The 18583-nt window shown below is 62.1% G+C and carries 13 protein-coding genes and 1 tRNA gene; 10 read left to right on the top strand and 4 right to left on the bottom strand.

The genetic code is table 11. The features are described from left to right. Positions 1-1341: 1341 nt before the first annotated feature. Positions 1342-1426 (bottom strand) — tRNA-Leu (locus tag PAN31108_RS11920). Positions 1427-1620: 194 nt separating this feature from the next. Then, the gene (locus tag PAN31108_RS11915; RefSeq protein ID WP_370819642.1) at positions 1621-2754 is read right to left on the bottom strand and encodes an ABC transporter substrate-binding protein; all 1134 of its coding nucleotides are present in this window, start codon (positions 2752-2754) and stop codon (positions 1621-1623) included. A 311-nt stretch (positions 2755-3065) separates the two neighbouring features. On the opposite strand from PAN31108_RS11915, the gene PAN31108_RS26760 reads away from it, so the two are divergent. From PAN31108_RS26760 to PAN31108_RS11895, 5 genes are all read left to right on the top strand, one after another. Further along, positions 3066-3422, top strand: coding sequence for a hypothetical protein (locus tag PAN31108_RS26760; RefSeq protein ID WP_246183934.1), 357 nt, complete (start codon positions 3066-3068; stop codon positions 3420-3422). 118 nt (positions 3423-3540) lie between these two features. Next, positions 3541-4509, top strand: coding sequence for a BamA/TamA family outer membrane protein (locus PAN31108_RS27280; RefSeq protein ID WP_306440144.1), 969 nt, complete (start codon positions 3541-3543; stop codon positions 4507-4509). A gap of 41 nt (positions 4510-4550) precedes the next feature. Next, positions 4551-5744, top strand: a complete 1194-nt coding sequence (locus PAN31108_RS11905; RefSeq protein WP_246183909.1) for a hypothetical protein — start codon at positions 4551-4553, stop codon at positions 5742-5744. Next, positions 5744-6967: a BamA/TamA family outer membrane protein gene (locus PAN31108_RS11900; RefSeq protein WP_217426300.1), complete on the top strand. Its 1224-nt coding sequence runs from the start codon at positions 5744-5746 to the stop codon at positions 6965-6967. The genes PAN31108_RS11905 and PAN31108_RS11900 overlap by 1 nt, the downstream gene beginning before the upstream one ends. A gap of 170 nt (positions 6968-7137) precedes the next feature. Beyond that, positions 7138-7686, top strand: a complete 549-nt coding sequence (locus PAN31108_RS11895; RefSeq protein ID WP_150669068.1) for a hypothetical protein — start codon at positions 7138-7140, stop codon at positions 7684-7686. 15 nt (positions 7687-7701) lie between these two features. Here the strand turns inward: PAN31108_RS11895 and PAN31108_RS11890 are convergent, their stop codons facing one another. Next, complete coding sequence (locus tag PAN31108_RS11890; RefSeq protein WP_150669067.1) at positions 7702-8643, bottom strand: CysB family HTH-type transcriptional regulator; 942 nt, start codon at positions 8641-8643, stop codon at positions 7702-7704. A gap of 133 nt (positions 8644-8776) precedes the next feature. On the opposite strand from PAN31108_RS11890, the gene PAN31108_RS11885 reads away from it, so the two are divergent. The 5 genes from PAN31108_RS11885 (at position 8777) to cobA (ending at position 13756) form a co-directional block, all read left to right on the top strand. Beyond that, positions 8777-9553 carry a sulfite exporter TauE/SafE family protein gene (locus PAN31108_RS11885; RefSeq protein ID WP_150669066.1) on the top strand — a complete coding sequence of 259 codons (777 nt, stop codon included), beginning with the start codon at positions 8777-8779 and terminating at the stop codon, positions 9551-9553. A gap of 104 nt (positions 9554-9657) precedes the next feature. Next, positions 9658-10374: a phosphoadenylyl-sulfate reductase gene (locus PAN31108_RS11880; protein ID WP_150669214.1), complete on the top strand. Its 717-nt coding sequence runs from the start codon at positions 9658-9660 to the stop codon at positions 10372-10374. A 170-nt stretch (positions 10375-10544) separates the two neighbouring features. Next, positions 10545-11492: a sulfate adenylyltransferase subunit CysD gene (gene cysD, locus PAN31108_RS11875; protein ID WP_150669065.1), complete on the top strand. Its 948-nt coding sequence runs from the start codon at positions 10545-10547 to the stop codon at positions 11490-11492. Between the two features lie 100 nt (positions 11493-11592). Next, entirely contained in the window at positions 11593-12894 is a 1302-nt protein-coding gene (locus PAN31108_RS11870; RefSeq protein WP_150669064.1) for a sulfate adenylyltransferase subunit 1, read from the top strand. An 82-nt stretch (positions 12895-12976) separates the two neighbouring features. Further along, complete coding sequence (cobA, locus tag PAN31108_RS11865) at positions 12977-13756, top strand: uroporphyrinogen-III C-methyltransferase (RefSeq protein ID WP_150669213.1); 780 nt, start codon at positions 12977-12979, stop codon at positions 13754-13756. A gap of 167 nt (positions 13757-13923) precedes the next feature. Here the strand turns inward: cobA and PAN31108_RS11860 are convergent, their stop codons facing one another. Further along, positions 13924-18423, bottom strand: coding sequence for a dermonecrotic toxin domain-containing protein (locus PAN31108_RS11860; RefSeq protein ID WP_150669063.1), 4500 nt, complete (start codon positions 18421-18423; stop codon positions 13924-13926). Positions 18424-18583 lie beyond the last annotated feature (160 nt).

Genomic DNA, 18583 nt, shown 5'->3' with positions numbered 1-18583 from the left:
TCCGATGGGGGGTAAGTCCATGATGTCAGGAGTGAAGTCACCTGAGTTTCAGCATCATCCGAATAGGAAGCGCAGGCGCGTCTGACCCGAAAGGTTTTGGCGTTTTTCACAAATCCGTGTGAACGTGCTGTGTATCTCCAAATCCATGTGCTACGCGCGTTTCGCCGGAACGCACGGGACTGCCCGGAAAGCAGGCGGGGCTGACGCCGGGTGAGCGTGGCTCGGCAACCGTTTAAGAATTTACGTAACCCATCGCGAATAATGCGTTGTCTTGATGCCGTAGACAGCGGGCGTATTACGCAAGCGACGCGCTGTTCCATGAGCGGACATACGCGCACATGCGCGCGCACCGCGCCACGACCTCCTTGAAGGGGATGCTCTTGGCGACGTTTCCGCTTCGACATCCGCGACGGCAAGTGTCTACCGAGATGCGCAGCCGATGTTGTCCGCTTACGAAATTTGATCTGCCGGATCTTGGACGTCGCAGCTTGTGCGGTTGTCGGTACGAACCCAGAGGCATAGCGTGGGGACCGAGCTCTGATTCATGTCCATATGTTGTCTGGAGAGGGGGAGGGACGCCGGGCAAGTATGCAGAATGAGATTAATGTGTAATTTTCTTTGTGCGCTAATCGGTGATGAAAATTCATGAGATATCGGCGTCATGAGAGTTGATGATGGCTGTGCCGAATTCTCTTGATTGGCGTTGGAAAATTTGGCCGCGTTATGCGCTAAGAGTCGATGGTTTTATAGGGTTTTCGGCGGTGTGTCTTGAGTGATTAGTACGGCAGTCGTTCCTCGGTAAGCGTGTTGTAAAAAAAAATCGGTGGTGACTATGATTTTTTGAGGGTGAGGGGATTGCTTCTTCCAATATTCTTGGAAGCAGGAGACTGGATCGTCGTAAGCCAAATAATCGACGCATGTGATGCGAGAACTCTGACGATAAAAAATTGGTTGGGTGGTGGAGAGAATTTGGTTTTTATCGTGCGGCGAGGTGCTTGATCAGGACAAGCAGGGCGGTGCTGGGGATGTAGCAGAGACGGGGCTTTCCGGGATTTCTTCGAAAGGCTGTGAGGTGAGTTTTGCGTTTGTAATAGCGCTCGAAAACCAATTGAGGTGGATGCGTATGGATTGTCCAAAAAAGCGCTACACCAAGACAGGAGGCTCGGTCGTTTTTAGTGATTTTTTGTTTAATAAACCTCCCCCTGTACGTCGGCTTGGGAATTCTCCGGGTTTGGCTTCCAGTTGCTGATGTTGATGTGAAAGTCGTGTACTATTTTTATAGTTGAAATTTAATTAACGCACCCAGGGCAAGGTGTTGCGGGGGGATACGCGAGTTGCGGATGGTGCCCAGGGCCGGAATCGAACCGGCACGCCTTGCGGCGGGGGATTTTGAGTCCCCTGCGTCTACCAATTTCACCACCTGGGCGGGTGTGCGGGCACCGAACGGTGTCGCAGCGTGAGACGTTCGATTAACCTGAAGGTTTACCGGACGAAGGCGAGATTATGACCGAAATTTTCTTCGGCCACAAGCCCGCCGCGTTCGGTTTTTGTCGCCGCAGGCCCCGTGGGCGCGAATCCATCAGGGGCCTGCGGCAGCGTCAACCTCCGGCCAGACGGCGATCAGTCCGAAACAAACACGAATTTGCCATTCCTGATTTGCCCCATTACCCCGGCACGCTGATCCAGCCCCACGTGATCCTGCGGGCTCAGGTTCATGATGCCGTTGGGAATCGCAAGGTTATGCGTCGACTCCAAGGCATCGCGCAACGCCACCCGGAAGGCCGGCGTGCCCGGTGCCGCCACCTTCGCCGCCCGCGGCACCGCATCGTTGAGCAGATCCCATACGCCATATGCGTCAGCCGCAAACTGCGTCACGGTATCCGTACCGTACTTGGCCTCGTACTTCTTCGTGAATGCCAACGCCGCAGTCCGCGCCGGATGTCCCGCAGGCAGCGTCTTTGCAACGACGCCCGGCTGCGTCGGGAATAGCGTGCCCTCGACGTCCTTGCCCCCGACACGCACGAAATCGTACGTGGCGATACCGTGCGTCTGATAGATCTTGCCCGCGTAACCCCGCTCCTGGAGCGTACGCTGCGGCAGTGCCGCCGGCGTGCCGGACCCGGCCACCAGAATGGCATCCGGTTTGGCAGACATCAACTTGAGCGCCTGACCGGTGACGCTCGTATCCGTCCGGTTAAAACGCTCTTGCGCCACGATCTTCAGCTTGCGTAACTCCGCAAACTTCGTGAATTCCTTGAACCAGCTATCGCCATAGGCATCGGCAAACCCGATGAACCCCACCGTCTTGATACCGTGGTTTGCCATATAACGCGTCATCACATCGGCCATCGCCGAATCGTTGGCAGCCATCTTGAATGCCCAGCGACGCTTGGCGTCTTGAGGCTCCACGGCGACCGCCGAACCGATCAACGTGATCATCGGCGTTTCCGCTTCGGATACCGGATCGAGCATTGCCAGCGCACTTGGCGTGATATTCGGCCCGACGATGACGTCGACCTTGTTCTCGCTGATGAGTTTGCGTGTGTTCTTCACCGCCGTGCCCGGATCCGAGGCGTCGTCCAGAAAGATGTAATGCACCTTTTGCCCACCGATCCGATCAGGCCAGAGTTGCATGGCGTTCTTGCTGGCAATGCCGATGGCCGCCGCCGGTCCCGTCGAGGACAGATCGATGCCGACGGTCAGATCGGCGCGCGCGGCCGTCACTACACCGGTCAGCGCCAGAGCAAGCAGCATGCCCGACAAGCGAATGCCGCGAAGAGGTGAGCGCATGAGGTCTCCTTTGGGTCGAATCGCGTAAGCATACCGCACCGACAGCATTCGACCAGCCGGAAAAATACTCGTCAAACGTCACGGAATGCGGGGTGCCGGCCGCCGTGTCATCTTCTGTGCACGATAAATGCCCCTTGTTTAATGGGCGGCGGGTGGATTGAAAATTAATTTTGACGAAGTCGTGCGGGCTGATTTAGTGTTTTGATGTGATTGCCTTGCTTTTGTGAGTTATTGGTAATTTAAAAGTAATTTAAATTACTTTGGTGGATTTCAAGGTGATTTTTGTCGATTTAAATACGGTCGATTTCATCCTCGCTTCCGGAGAGCGAACAGCCGATGCGGAGACTGTCGTGGGAGAACGCTTGCGAGACCGCGTTATGCGAACGAACGCGGTCGATCCGATTCCTCTGGTCGCAAACAACGCGCATCGCGGTTCGCGAGCGGCTTTACGCCGGCAGCGGCCATCGATTGACCGGCAAGCTCCGCCGACGTTTGTCGATGGCAATCTCGTCGTATTGCCTCGCACTCACCGTGGCGGCGCACGCGCAAACGACAGGCACGCCGGCCACATCGGATGCGCCGTATGCCACCGATATCAAGCCGAATGCATCAGCGAATTCAATATCGAATAAGGCATCGAATACAGCAGCCGAATCCGCGCCGCATAAAGTCACCTGGCGCGCACCGGAAGACGGAGACTTCGATGCCAGCGATTTTCTGCTGAATCACCGTGGCGCCTTACCCGTTCCCATGATCATTACGGAACCGGCGATCGGCTATGGCGGCGGCGTGGCGCTGATTTTTTTTTCCGAATCGATGGCCGACGCGGCAAAAAACGCGCAAGAAACGGGGGTAATGTCGCCGCCAAATATCACAGCGCTCGGCGGTATGTATACGGAAAACGGCACGTGGGGCGCCGGTCTGATGCACTTTCATACCTGGGGCGGCGACGCCATTCGTTATCTCGGTGGTCTCGCCAAGGTGAACATGAAGACGGACTATTACGGTCTGTCGAACTCGCCGCGCGCCTATCAGCTCAACGGCTGGCTGTTGATACAGCAAGTCCTGTTTCGCATCGGCAGATCGCATTGGTTCGTCGGCCCGCGATACACCTACTTCGATTCGAACACGCATTTCACCGGACAGGCGGCACAGGAAGTCGGCATTCCGGACGCGCAACGACGTATCGGCAAGGTCGGTCTCGTGATCGACTACGACACGCGCGACAACATGTTTTTCCCGAACAAAGGCAGCTACCTGGAGTTGGAAATTCAGGCGGCGCGTCCGTGGGCGGGTAGCTCCCAATCGTTCGAGACATATAACGGACGCGGTTACACATGGCTGCCGCTCGCACGCGACTGGGTGCTCGGCTTGCGGCTCGACGGCCGCTTCTCGGCCGGCGACACGCCGTTCTACGCCCAGCCCTACGTCAAGCTGCGTGGTGTGCAGCAGGGCCGGTATCAGGATCAACACGCGGCGATGGTCGAAGCGGAGTTGCGCTGGAACGTCGCACCGCGCTGGTCGGTACTCGGCTTCAGCGGCGCGGGCCGTGCATGGGGCAAATGGAAATCCTTCTCGCAAGCGGACGCCGTTGTCAGCGTCGGCGCCGGTTTTCGTTACCTGATCGCCGCCAAGCTGGGCCTGGCCGTAGGCGTGGATGTCGCCCACAGTAAAGGCGAAAACGCTTTCTACATTCAGGTCGGCAGCGCATGGCACTGATCCTCGCTCGTCGTCCCTTTTCTCAGTTTCCAGTACAGGGCATGCTCATGCGTACTTGGCGAACCTGGCGTAATGCCGGACATTGGCGCTCAGTGCCGGCGATGGTGTCGATGGCGATGGCCGCGGCCTGCCTGATCGGCTCGCCTCGCGACGCCGCTGCCTGGGGCGCAGGCGCGACCGGCGCTACGATGATCGCGCCGACACCGGACACGCCCGGCAGCGTTTCCGCGCGTCAAGGCTGGTATCGCGGCGTGATCGGGCCGACAGCCACGCCGGAAGCCGGCACGGCGTCGTCAGCCTCGGGCTTGCCCGACGACAAGGCGGCAGCCAATGCGTCGGCGTCATCGACCGGGGCAGCATCGGCGGATGCCTCGTCTGCGCCGCCCACGCCCAAGCACTGGGACCGTGAACTTCCCTTTTTCGCGCAGCGCGTCGTCGATCGTGGCTACGACCTGCCGAATCCCTATGACGTGGGCTACTCGTACTTCAATGGCACCCAGCGATACCAACTGAGCAATCTGATGGTCGGGGCGAACGGCAACGGATTGCGCTCGGCCGATTTCGTCCAGTTCGATCAGTCGCGTATTCGCAGCGAATCGAATCAATTCCAACTGGGCGCGTGGCTGTTCCCGTTCATGAATGTCTACGGTATCGTGGGCAACGTGCGCGGTGGCGGCGACATCAACATCAGCTTCTCGTCGCTCACGGCGCTCGAACAGTTCTTTGGGCTGAATATCGGGTGTGCGGGCAGACGTCCGCCCCCCAATTGCGCGAATCCGATCAAGTTGCCGACGGCGCACGCCGATTACAGCGGCCACACTTACGGTGGCGGCTTTACGCTGGTCGGCACTTACGGCGATTTGTTCTTCTCGCTGCCGGTGACGTACACCGTCTCGGACATCTCCATGTCCGAATCGCTGATCCATTCGTGGAACATCTCGCCGCGCGTGGGGTGGAACGTGCACCTCGGATCCGCAGGCATTCTCACGCCTTACGTCGGCGCCACATGGTTCCGCACGAAGGCCGTCATCACCGGTCACTTCGACATTCCCATCGAAGCCGCCGGCGGCCAGACACAGCGGCTCGATTATCGGATAGACCAGTCCGTGACCGGTAGCTGGAGCGGTGTGGCAGGCGTCAGTTGGGCAGCGAGCAAGCGCTTCGGCTTGCTTGCCGAGTTCGGTTACGGCTACAACCGTAACGATGTCATTCTGACCGCCTTTCTGAGATTCTGATGCGCGCGCATCGGACGATCGCCGTCAAACGCGCGCTGCTGCACGCGACGCTTTGCGCCGCGTGGGGCATCGCGCTCACGCAGGTTGGCGTCTCGATAGCGCAGACGACGCATCACGACACCGCGCTACCCGTCGCTGTCTCGCCACCCCCGGCCGAGCCGCAAGGGTGGCTAGATCGCCTGCTCGCCAGGCTCGGCGCCGCCGACACGGTCGACGTCAGTCATGGCATGGATTGGGGCGTCATGCCCGGACCGTTCTACAACCCGGAGATGGGATTCGGTATCGGCGCCGCAGCCGTCGGACTCTACAAGACGCGCGACGCGCTGCCGACGACACAACTCTCCACGATGACGATCCATGGCTTCGGCACCACGACCGGTGCGTTCGGGATCGGCGTGGACAACACGACCTTCTTCACCGACGACCGTTTCCGTTTCGTCTTCGCGGGCGCCATCGTGAACATGCCGACGCAATACTGGGGCGTTGGATACGACCGCGCGAGCAACGACGATTATCGGGAGAAATATACGAAGCGCAGCGCGTTCGTGCGTCCGACCTTTCTGTGGCGACTTTGGCCGAGTGCGTACGGTGGCTTCGGTGTCGATGCCCACTTCGACGCCGCAGTGAACCGCGACAAAGGCGACGCGAGCGCCTTCGTCTCCGATCCCGTCGGCCCGTATGTGCGCAGTATCGGCCTGAGCGCCAACTTTTCCTACGATACGCGCGACTTCATTCCCAACCCATACAAAGGCCAGGCGCTTGCGTTGACGACGACCGTCTACCGGCGCGCCTTCGGCAGCAGCACGTCGTTCGAATCGCTGGAATGGTCCTATGACCACTACACGAAGTTTCGCCAGCGTGACGTGCTGGCGTTCGATATTTATGGGAAGTTCAGTTGGGGCGATGTGCCATGGAGCATGATGCCGACGTTCGGCGACGGCAAACACATGCGGGGTTATTTCCTCGGCCAGTATCGCGACAGGAACATGCTGACGGCACAGGTCGAATACCGGATGCATCTCGTTGGCCGGCATGGCGTGGTCGCGTGGGTCGGCGCGGGGGCGATTGCCGACCGGCCGGGCGATCTGGCGTCGGCCCATTGGCTGCCCAACGGTGGCTTCGGCTATCGCTTCGAATTCAAGCCGCGCGTGAACGTGCGGTTCGATGTCGGCTTCGGACGGCAGACGCGCGGCGTCTATTTTCAGATCAACGAAGCGTTCTAGCAGGGGTACCGCTGCCGCTACAAAACCTCGGCGGTAACTTCCAATGCCGGCCGATTGCCGTCAATTTCGGTTTCTGCGGCAACGCTATCGGCGCACGACACAGGGCTTGAGGGGATTTCCCGATCAGCGGTTCAGGCGCGATTCGGGGCGGAACGTCGTGGTGACGTGGCATGTCACTGACGGCGCGGTCATCGCCGCATGGTTTCCAACGACGTTTGATAAGAGTCTCTGACAGTATGAAAGTCTTCCTCCCCTCCGAAAAACCCTCATTTGCCCAACAAATCGCCGATGCCAGGAAAGTGATCGACGCCTGCATTGCCCCGAACGCCCTGAACGGCCACGGGCGGGTGAAAACGAGTGCGTTCAGAGCGATGTTCAAGGCGCTGGCCAATGTCGATGCGCAGCGCTATCGCTTCGATGCGCGTGACACGAAGATCGTCGACAACCTGAGACACATCGACGCGGCGCTGCACGGGCTGCGCAATGCCCACCGGCTGCACAATCCGCTGCTGTTCGCCAGCAAGTTCGCGCGGGTAGAAAACTTGCAGAAAACGTTCCGGAGCGTCCTCAACGGGCATCCCGGCAATCCGCCGGCCCAACGACCGTCCCCCGTCATCCAGATGGAACTCTCGACGCTGAGGCACGCGCTCGACTACAACGCCGCATGGATGCACCGATTCGGCGACGAACTGATGCCGTTCGACTTGCCGGAGCATTGAGCCCCGGCCGACGGATCAAAGCTCGTAACTCTCGTGCTCACCGCGCAAGGCCTGTTCCACCAGCTTGCGCGTGAGAATGGGTGAAAGCAGCTCAACCATCGTGAAAACATATCCACGCAGATAAGCGCCTTGCTTGAGCGCGACGCGTGTCACATTGGTGCCGAAGAGGTGCCCCACCTGAATGGCCCGGAGGTTGCGGTCACGCTCCGGGTCGAAGGCCACCCCCGCCAGAATCCCCACGCCCAGCCCCAATTCGACGTAAGTCTTGATGACGTCGGCGTCGATGGCTTCAAGCACGATGTCCGGCTGCATATGACGAAGCGAGAACGCCTGATCGATCTTGGCGCGTCCGGCGAACTGCGGGTCATAGGTAATGAGCGGGTACTTGGCCAGATCCTCGATGCCGACCGACGGCAATTGCAGCAGCGGGTGATCGGGCGGAACCACGGCCACATGCTGCCACTGATAACAGGGCAACGACACCAGATCCTTATAGCCGGCGATAGCTTCGGTCGCGATGGCCAGATCGGCCTGGTCGTGCAGCACCATCTCGGCGATCTGCGTGGGACTGCCTTGCAGGATCGACAGACGCACCTTCGGATAGCGCTTCTTGAACTCGGCCACGGCGTGCGGCAGCGAGTAGCGCGCCTGCGTGTGGGTGGTCGCAATGGTCAGGCTGCCCTGATCCTGTGCGGCATAGTCCTTGCCGATCCGCTTGAGGCTCTCGACCTCCATCAGAATCCGCTCGATCGACTCGAAAATGATCCGTCCGGGTTCCGTGAGGTTACGGATACGCTTGCCGTGCCGGGCAAAAATGTCCACGCCGAGCTCTTCTTCGAGTTCGATGATGGCCTTGGACACGCCCGGCTGGGAGGTGAAAAGTGCCTTGGCGGCTTCCGTCAGGTTGAAATTCTGGCGGACGGCCTCGCGCACGAAGCGAAACTGGTGCAGGTTCATTTGTATAACTTTAGAAAATATACAAACAATTTTTAATTCGTTTGAAGTATATAGCCTTTTCATTACAGTGGGTGCCACTGTTTCGATAACGTTATTCCTTACAGGCATTTAGGAACCACCAGGAACGTCATCCATGTCGCTGTGGCTTGAACCCCTTTCCGGATTTGGCGTCGGCCTGCTGGTCGGCCTGACCGGTGTCGGCGGGGGCTCCCTGATGACGCCTTTGCTCACGCTCCTGCTGGGGTATGCCGCGCCGGTGGCGGTGGGAACGGACCTTGCCTTCGCCGCCATCACCAAGAGTTTCGGGACGCTTGCGCACCGCTCGCACGGCCATGTGAAATGGCATATCGTGCGTCGGCTCACGCTCGGCGCGCTGCCGGCGGCGCTCGTCACCATCCTGTTCCTGAAGCGGCTGGGCGGTATCGATGCGTCGGCGCTGCTGTTCATCAAGCTCACGATCGCGGCGTCGGTTCTGCTGACGGTGCTCTCGCTGCTCTTTCGGGCCAGGTTGCTCGCGACGTTGCGTGCGCATCCGAGCTGGCAGTTGAGGGGACGCCCGCAGGCCGTGGCCACGGTTGCCGTGGGTGCGCTCCTCGGCGGACTCGTCACGATTTCCTCGATTGGCGCGGGCGCCGTTGGCGCGACGCTGATCCTGATGTTGTACCCGCAGTTGGAACCGGCCGAAGTCGCCGGTACCGATATCGCCTACGCGGTGCCGCTGACGGCCATTGCCGCGTTGGGTCATATCTGGCTCGAGACAGTGCACTGGGCACTGCTCGGCAGTCTGTTGATCGGCTCCCTGCCCGGGATCTGGCTGGGCGCGAGGCTCACCCGTCACTTGCCCGAGCGCATCGTGCGCGGCGCGCTGGCGGCGACGCTCACGCTCGCGGCAGTCAAGCTGGTCGGCTGACACCCCACAGAAAACAAGGAGTTCGCGACATGCGAAACGAATCCCGCCGGGACCCCACCCCGGCCGCCGTACCGTCGAATGTGGCCGATGCCGAGCATCGGGACATGGCGCTGCTCGACGAAATGGAAGCCGTGCTGGCCGAGCGTCTCGCCCGCATCGCGGGTTCGCATCGCCATGTGAAGTTCGCGAGCAGCCTGGCCGCCGAAGACATGCTGCTCACGCACGTAATCCTGCGTCAGCAACTGCCCATCACCGTCTTCACGCTGAACACCGGCCGTCTGCACGACGAGACGGTGGGCATGATCGACACGATCAAGACGCGCTACGGCTATGACGTCGTGCAATACACACCGCACGCCGAGGCTGTCGAGGCGTATGTCGCCGAGCACGGCGCCAACGCTTTCTACGAAAGCGTCGATCTGCGCAAGGCTTGCTGCCAGATCCGCAAGGTCGAACCGCTCGGGCGGGCGCTCGCCGACGCCGACGCATGGCTTACCGGCCAGCGCCGCGAACAATCGGTCACACGCGGCGAACTCGCCTTTGCGGAACAGGACGATGCCCGTGGCATCGCCAAGTACAACCCGCTGTTCGACTGGACCGAAGCGCAAGTGTGGGCTTACCTGACCGCCCGCGACGTGCCGGTCAACCCGCTGCACGCCCGCGGCTACCCGAGCATCGGCTGTGAGCCCTGCACCCGCGCGATTCGCCCCGGTGAAGACAGCCGGGCGGGACGCTGGTGGTGGGAGTCGCGCGACAGCAAGGAATGCGGGTTGCACGCGAGCAACCTGAGCAAGATCCCGGTGTCGGTGCAGTCGACCTGATTGACCGGACCGGCCCGATCGATCCGATCAATCCGATCATCGGCATGCCGGGCAACTCACTGGATATCAGATAGAAGCGGATGTGACGGCCAGACGACTCTGGCGCACATCGGGCAACAAGAATCGTGAAGTATTCGGAATCACTCGGAATCGTCAAGGAAGGTAACACTATGGGTGCGATGCACGAAGTTGCGCAGGCCAACGGCTCGCGAATGGATCATCTGGACTGGCTCGAAGCCGAATCGATGTACATCCTGCGTGAGGTCGTGGCGGAGTGCCGCAAACCCGCGCTGCTGTTCTCGGGCGGCAAGGATTCGGTGGTGGTGCTGCATCTGGCCCTCAAGGCGTTCGGGCTCGGCCCGGGTCGCAAGACCCAATTGCCGTTCCCGCTGGTGCACATCGATACGGGCCATAACTATCCGGAAGTGATCGAGTTTCGCGACCGTCACGCCGAGGCGCTCGGTGCGGAACTGGTCGTCGGCCATGTCGAGAACTCGATTGCGCGCGGCACGGTGCGCCTGCGTCGCGAAAACGATTCGCGCAATGCGGCGCAGGCGGTCACGCTGCTCGAAACCATCGACGAATACGGTTACGACGCGATGATCGGCGGCGCCCGTCGCGACGAAGAAAAGGCACGGGCGAAGGAGCGCATCTTCTCGTTCCGCGACGAATTCGGTCAGTGGGATCCGAAGGCGCAGCGCCCGGAACTGTGGCATCTGTTCAATGCGCGTCTGCACAAGGGCGAGCATCTGCGCGTGTTCCCGATCTCGAACTGGACCGAGCTGGACGTATGGCAATACATCGCCCGCGAAAACCTCGATCTGCCCTCGATCTACTACTCGCACGAGCGTGAGATCGTGCGCCGTAACGGCCTGCTCGTACCCGTCACGCCGCTCACACCGAAGCAGGACGGCGAGACGAGCGAACTGGCGCAGGTGCGCTTTCGTACCGTCGGCGATATCAGCTGCACGTGCCCGGTGGCGAGCGTCGCGTCGAGTCCGGTGGAGATCATCGCCGAGACGGCCGTGACGGATATTACCGAGCGTGGCGCCACCCGCATGGACGATCAGACGTCCGAGGCGGCGATGGAGCAGCGCAAGAAGCAGGGCTATTTCTGATTCGCTGCGCATGTAGCGATCGGAACCCCGTTCAGACATATCGGCCCGCCGGGCGACCCACACCGTCGCGCCGGGGCCAAGCCATCGAGTAGAAAAGATCATGAGCCTCACCCCGCATCAGGAAGACCTCGGCGTGCTGCGTTTCATCACGGCAGGCAGCGTCGACGACGGCAAGAGCACGCTGATCGGCCGTTTGCTGTACGACAGCAAGTCGGTGTTGACCGATCAGCTCTCCGCACTCGCGCGCGCCAAGCACAAGCGCACCGCCGGCGAAGACATCGATTTCTCGCTGCTGACCGACGGCCTCGAAGCCGAGCGCGAGCAAGGCATCACCATCGACGTCGCGTACCGCTATTTCACGACGGCGCGCCGCAAGTTCATCATCGCCGACACGCCGGGCCACGAGCAGTACACGCGCAACATGGTCACGGGCGCGTCGACGGCACATGCCGCCATCATTCTGGTCGACGCCACGCGCGTGACCGAAGTCGACGGTCGCACCGAATTGCTCGCGCAGACCAAGCGTCATAGCGCCATCGTGAAGCTGCTGGGTTTGCAGCACGTGATCGTCGCCATCAACAAGATGGATCTGGTCGATTACAGCGAGACGATCTTCGACAATATTCGCGCGGCGTATCTCGAACTGGCGCAACGCCTCGGCCTGCAGGACGTCCGTTTCGTGCCGGTCTCGGCGCTCAAGGGCGACAACATCGTGTACGCGAGCGAGCGCATGCCCTGGTATCAGGACGAGCCGCTGCTCGACGTCCTCGAATCGCTGCCGGTCACGCAAACGGGCGGCGAACTCCGCTTCCCGGTGCAACTGGTTGCGCGTCAGGACGGCTCGCATGCCGACGACTTCCGTGGCTACATGGGGCGCGTGGAATCGGGCACGGTGCTTGTCGGTCAGTCGCTGCGCGTGTTGCCCGCCGGGCGCACGGCCACCGTCGCCGAAATCGTCGGCCCGCGTGGACTGCTCGAAGAAGCGTTCGCCGGTCAGTGCGTGACGATTCGTCTGACGGAAGACGTGGACGTGTCGCGTGGCGATACGTTCGTGGGGGCGGATTCGGCGCTCGAACCGTCGCGCAAGCTCTCGGCGGATGTCTGCTGGTTCGACGAAGACGCACTCGCGCCGCAACGCAAGTACCTGCTCAAGCAGGCGACCAGCACGGTGTACGTGAAGATCGGCAGCGTGGACACGGTCCTCGACGTCAGCACGCTCTCGCACGGCACGGACAAGACGACGCTGACGATGAACGACATCGGTCGTGTCCAACTGAGCCTGCAAAAACCGGTCGCTGCCGATACGTACGACGCCAACCCGGCTACGGGGGCGTTCGTGCTCATCGACGAAGCGACGCATCACACCGTGGCGGCCGGTATGATCCGCGCACTGGCGGCCTGATTCCGGCCGAAGATCGACTGACCCACGCAACGACGGCAGCATCATGACGACGCACCCCCCCCAATCGCAGCCGGCCCGGGTCATGGGCAAGGTTTACCTGGTGGGCGCCGGCCCGGGCGCCGCCGACCTGATCACGGTGCGCGGCGCGCGTCTGCTGGCTCAGGCGGACGTCGTGCTCCACGACGCACTGGTGGAGCCGGAAATGCTCGCATTGTGCCCGCAGGCCAAGCTCGTGGCCGTGGGCAAACGCTGCGGCAAACTCTCCAGCGCGCAGCAATTCATCAATAAGCAACTGATCGATCACGCGCGAACGCATGCACGGGTCGTGCGCCTGAAGGGGGGCGATCCGATGCTGTTCGGCCGCGCGGACGAAGAACTGCGTGCACTTGAAGCGGCGGGCATCGACGTCGAGGTGGTGCCGGGCATTACGGCGGCGCTGGCCAGTGCTGCGTCGCTGGGCCGCTCGCTCACGCTGCGCGGCGTGGCGCGCAGCGTGGCTTTCGTCACGCAAAGCCGTGCGCCCGGATCGCCTGAGATCGCGCAGGACGCCTCGGCCGATTCGCTCGTGTACTACATGGGACGCGAGGCCGCCGCCCGGATCGCGGCGCAATTGATCGATGCGGGTAAGTCGCCGGGCACGCCGGTGGCGATCGTCGAGTCGGTGACGACGTCGCGCGAGCGGCGTATCGGCATGACGCTCGCGGAGCTGCGCGACGGTGCTGCCGCCGCATGGTTCGATAACTCGCAACCCAGCGTGATACTCGTCGGCGAGGCCTTTGCCGATGTGGTGTCGCAGGGGGTGACGTCGGCGGCGACATCGGCAGTCGCCATCGCGCAACCGCCGGTGCCTGCGGCTGCTTGATGTCACATGGGGGCGCATTCAAGCGGTATTTGGGCGACATTTAGGCGGTATTTATGCCGCATTTGATTCGCATCCTGGTTCGCATTGAGTTCGCACCACGCGCCGCCGGAAAATCGCAACCAAGTGCGTGGCGCGTCGAAAACAGCCGCCCCGGGGTGGTCCCCCGATCATAGCCGCAGCGCTACGCGTATCGGCACCACGTCATTGAAGTCGCGCAGCAGGTCTACGCGAGCCAGATGCGGCAAGTCGATCTCCTTCGTCCTGACCGTGTAGGTGCGGCCTTCTCTGACCAATGCGTACGAATCCGACATGATGTTCAGGTGCGTGCGCAGAATGCCGATCAACGTCTCGCTGTCGGCGTGCGTCACGAGGCCGAGCGCCGGATCGATAAAGTAATACTGCGCCGCCGCGCCATTGCGCAGATGGCGCCCGACGAGCAGCAGTCGGGTGCCGGCCGTCATTTCGAAGGCGCGCGCCGTGTTCGGTGCGCCGCTGAACAGCGTATCGAGCGTCTCCACCTCTTGCGACAAGCGCTGATTCGGCAAATACTGAAGCTTCACGCGCCCCAGCTCGCTCAGATCCTGCATGAGCCGGGCGGAGGCCGATGGCGCCCACGTCGCCTGCTGATTGAATATGCGCACCGCCGTCTCGATCGGGAGATTGCGATTCACGAGCGGGCAAGCCCGCAACAATCCGGTGCGAACATGTCCGAGATATACGCGGGGACGCTGCGTGATCGGCTGATACATCGCGCCTAGCCGGGTGGCCTCGTCTGAGAGGGGGCTGATGACGAACTTCTCGGCGGCGTCCAGGGTGTTTTGCAGTGAGTCGATGCGACCCGCGAGCTTGCCGAGCGCCTCGACGTCCATCACGGACTGGTCGACGAAATCGAGTTTCAACAGGCGCAGCCGCCATTCGAGCGGGATAGCGTTTCCCGGCGTCTCCTCGCTCGACGCGGCAAGTCGCGCGCGCTCGAAAATCGGATCGTGCTTGTCGCGAAGCTCGTCGAAACGCGCACGAAAGCCCTGATCGATGCGCCACGCGGTATCCGGATCTTCCAGCTCGGGCGTTGCGAATTCCGATTGCGTTACGGCGCGCCAACTGCCCGATGCCGAGCGGCGCAACAGCGGGGCGTCTTTTTTCACGGTATCCGATGCGGCTTCCGGCACCATGCGAAAAAAGCCCGTGTCGTTATCGAGGATGAGATAAGCCCGCGTATCGGCGTCGATGGCGGCATAGAACCGGCCCTGCGAACGGTGCAGGCCCAGAATCAATGCGTCCTCGGCGCGAGGGGCCTCGGCCACGAAGTATTTATAGCGAGCGTCGCCCGTCAGGAACAGCATCGTCTTGAAATGTGTCGCGGCCAACCCTTGAGCGCCGATCGCCGATAAGGTGCTTTCCCAGCCCTGCCTGAACATCGCGCTGTCTTGCGTCGCGAGTCCGACGCCCATGCCCACGGTGCCGATCGAGGCGTCCACGATGGAGTAGCCCAGGCTGATCGGGCGCGCGAACGGCAGCGCCCAGGTGCCGAGCCCCAACGCCAGGTCGACTTTCGAGAACTTGTCCATGAGCTCCAGCACCAAGCGAGGCTCGGACTTCGCGACGGGCGGCGCGGTGTGATTTTGCCGCGACTCGTATGCCGACGCGATGGCGGTGAAGGTGTCGGTGACGATGTTGTCGCTCACGCCCTGCGTGTCGATGCTGGCTGTCCGGTACCACGTGGCGTTGTCGGGCGGGGCGTCGAACATGCTGGCGATGCGCTCGCGCATCGCTTCGCTATGGATTTGCTCGGTGAGCCACGTGGTCATGCGGCCGCGATCGTCGAAGCCGTAGATCCGCAGGCCCTCGGGGTAGGGCGCGATCAGCAGGCAAGGGGCGCGGCCGGCAATCGAGACCCGCATCAGTCGCGACGTCAATCCGTTCACCCGCAGCCACTCCCGTTCGACGTCGGGGGCGTTGATCTCGTGCTCGAGGTCGTCGCTGCCGAGTCGCCCCACCTCGATCGGTCCGGCAATCCTGGCGGCGATGTGCACCTGATCCACCGACATTCGTCGCTGCACCCGCGACATCCAGACCTGCGCGATGAACTCCGATTTGAGGACCTTGCGCACTTTGCCGCGCGAGGTTTCCCAGAACTGCGTCGCGGCCCGGTCGATGTTCTGCCGCAACGCTTCTATCGACGCCTCGTCGAAGACGTCCCCGACCGACACGGGCTGCCCGGTCGGCTGATTCGCGCCGTGGACTGCGGTGTATTTGCCGCCCACTTCCGGGATCAGCAGCGGGAGTCGTTTCGCCGCGTCCGAGGGAATGGTGCCGACCAGAACGGCATCGGTGAGCGATTGCACGACGCGCCCCGCGACGCGGATATAGACCTGATCGCCGTCGGCCGGCAATACCCCGAGATCCGTTAGCCGGTTCGAGATGTGCTGCCGCACCATCGGCTTGACCCGGGGAATGGCCGTCGAGATGTCGTATCGCAGCATTTCCACATGCGCCACGCTCCTGATATCGCGCAAGGCGATGTTGGCCGGCTTGCCCGGCAAACTCACGCCCGCGGATCGACTTCGCTCCCGAAACGTTTGCAGGCCTCGTTCGACGCTCTCCGAGCTGACGCCCGTGAGCCATGTCAGGTACTGCGCGATACGCGGTCCGGTGCCGGCGTGGCTGGTCCGCAGCTTGCCGTCCGCATACACAGTATCGAGGGTGGCCTGGGTTGCGATACGGACGGGTTCCTGCCCGGGTTGAGGGTGCAGTTTCGTGGTGATCCGACCGGTGAGCGCGCCGGTGCGCAACGGTAGCGGAAGCCGCTCGCATAGCGTCGTGCGCAGACTCAGCGCGTTGTGTCCGATGTCGCTGAGCAATGCCTCAGGCGACGCGAAGGCGCGCCATGCCGCAACGTCGCCCTGAAGATAGAGCAACGTCGTGCCGTTGCCGGACGCCTCGGTCACGACGCAACTGCCGGCCGGCGCAGCAACGTGATCCCGTCCGGCATGACGGATCGTAAATTCGAGGCGATGGGTCGCAAACAATCGGCTCGATGCGTCGTTCGAGAGCGAAAGATTCGTCAGCGCGTTGTGTCCCAGATAGAACGCCTTGTTTCCGATCAACGCATGGGTGTACCCGAGCGACAGTTCGTCGAGCGCGAACGCCGTGCCGATGGCGAGCGTGAGGCTCGACTTCGCCCTCGACACCAGCCCCGGCGGGGAGAGCCATGTCGCGGCCGTCCGCTGCTCGCATGCCTCGCGCCATTGACCGACGATGTCATCGAATCGTTTCGCCGACATGACGCAAGCCGCTTCATACACGGCGCCGGCAAGGGTCTTGCGGCTGACATCGAAGCGCACGCCGTCGTCGGTGTCGGAAATGTTCAGCTTGCCCGACCGAACCAGTGCTGCGGCGTCGTGCAGCGGCCAGTACGAGACTCGCTTGAGCCGTCCGCCGTCCTTGTTGGGCGTATGGCGCCTGAGTCGCAATTCGCTCAGGTCGGCGTTGGCGAGTTCGGGCGCGTTCTCGAACAAGCCGTCGAGCAGCTCGCGCTCCGATGGCGGTGGCGAAAACGTCAGCAACGGGAGAAACGACTTGCGAAGCTCCTGGTGCGTCGCGCCCCGGTGTCGCCACAGATGCGCGATGTCGAAAAGACTTTGCAGCTCCGGCGACGCCTGCATGTCGGGAGGCGCCGGCGCAGGACTGACGCCCGTGCGCTTGATGACTACCGGCAGCGGCGTGCTCGCCCCGTCGGCGCCGGGCGGTGCGAGCGACATGAATGGCGATATGACCGCCAGCGCCGAGTCCACCTGCTCCGACACCGGTGTGGCCACATCGGCGACGTAACGGGCCGCATCGGCGAACGTTTGAACGAGCCGGTCGAGGAGCATCGTCTCGGAGGTGACCGAGGTGGCCGGTGCGATCGTCTGCCCGGGCAGGCCGATCGTGCCGCCGTGTGCGAGAGACGGCGAGAAACCTTGCGCGAAACCCTGCGCCGGCAGCGGCTCGGTGCGGTACTGGACAAACGACGTGGCATATAGCATTCCCAGGGCGCAGCCGGTTTTCCCCGAACGTCTGCGAGGCAGCGGGCCGGCGGTGCGTGTCGGTTCTGCGCCGCGCATGAGCGTGAACCAGGGGTCGTGCGATCGCTCTTTGCTGCCCAGCAACAGGAAGTTCTGCCATTTGTCGACCACCCAGTCGCGCCATTCGGAAAAGTAACGATGCCAGGCGCTGCCATAACGGGCGGATTCCACGGTCGGCGCGGCTTCGCGTGACAGCGAGCGTTTGAGATCGCGCAGTGCGCGCTTGCTGAGGAGGCGGCGGCAGATATCCTCAACGCTTTCGGACGGCGCACGTTGGGCGAGCGCATCGGGCAGCATGTTCACGAGGCAGGTGGCGACTTGCGGCGCGTCGTCGAACGTGGCGGCGAATCGCTCGATGATCGTGTCGTTCAGTGCCGCCAGATCGTGCGGCGTTACATGGGCCTCTATTAGGCGAAGCATTAAACCCAGTGCGGGTTGTGCCTCGGGCGGCGCGTCGACGATGGCTTGCGCCCCCGAGGCGAGGCGATCGAAGCGTGTTACGTCGAGAAAGGCGAGGTCGTGTGTCGCGCCGTCGCATTCGTTATGCCGACACGGCAAGTGGACGGATGCCGGCGAAATGTCTGCTGCGTTTAAGAACATGCCTGAGCTCCCAGCGGAAAGGAACTACCGTGCAATGACAGATGGCCGACGTGAGCGAGGTAACGCAGGGCGCGCCGGTCGCGATATGTCAGTCTGTCGGCGGGGGTGTCCGGTAGCTTGCAGATAGCGTCCAAATCGCCGGCGTTGCAGGGATCGGGGA

It is taken from the genome of Pandoraea anhela, from assembly GCF_902459655.1.
GTDB lineage: Bacteria > Pseudomonadota > Gammaproteobacteria > Burkholderiales > Burkholderiaceae > Pandoraea > Pandoraea anhela.
This window is presented reverse-complemented; position numbering and strand designations above follow the sequence as displayed.

Coding starts and splice junctions, on each gene's coding strand:
- PAN31108_RS11915 (WP_370819642.1), bottom strand. CDS start 2,754: ATGCTGCTTGCTCTGGCGCTGACCGGTGTAGTGACGGCCGCGCGCGCC.
- cysD (WP_150669065.1), top strand. CDS start 10,545: ATGGGTGCGATGCACGAAGTTGCGCAGGCCAACGGCTCGCGAATGGAT.
- PAN31108_RS27280 (WP_306440144.1), top strand. CDS start 3,541: ATGATCATTACGGAACCGGCGATCGGCTATGGCGGCGGCGTGGCGCTG.
- PAN31108_RS11895 (WP_150669068.1), top strand. CDS start 7,138: ATGTCACTGACGGCGCGGTCATCGCCGCATGGTTTCCAACGACGTTTG.
- cobA (WP_150669213.1), top strand. CDS start 12,977: ATGGGCAAGGTTTACCTGGTGGGCGCCGGCCCGGGCGCCGCCGACCTG.
- PAN31108_RS11890 (WP_150669067.1), bottom strand. CDS start 8,643: ATGAACCTGCACCAGTTTCGCTTCGTGCGCGAGGCCGTCCGCCAGAAT.
- PAN31108_RS11900 (WP_217426300.1), top strand. CDS start 5,744: ATGCGCGCGCATCGGACGATCGCCGTCAAACGCGCGCTGCTGCACGCG.
- PAN31108_RS11860 (WP_150669063.1), bottom strand. CDS start 18,423: ATGTTCTTAAACGCAGCAGACATTTCGCCGGCATCCGTCCACTTGCCG.
- PAN31108_RS11905 (WP_246183909.1), top strand. CDS start 4,551: ATGCTCATGCGTACTTGGCGAACCTGGCGTAATGCCGGACATTGGCGC.
- PAN31108_RS11880 (WP_150669214.1), top strand. CDS start 9,658: ATGGCGCTGCTCGACGAAATGGAAGCCGTGCTGGCCGAGCGTCTCGCC.
- PAN31108_RS11870 (WP_150669064.1), top strand. CDS start 11,593: ATGAGCCTCACCCCGCATCAGGAAGACCTCGGCGTGCTGCGTTTCATC.
- PAN31108_RS11885 (WP_150669066.1), top strand. CDS start 8,777: ATGTCGCTGTGGCTTGAACCCCTTTCCGGATTTGGCGTCGGCCTGCTG.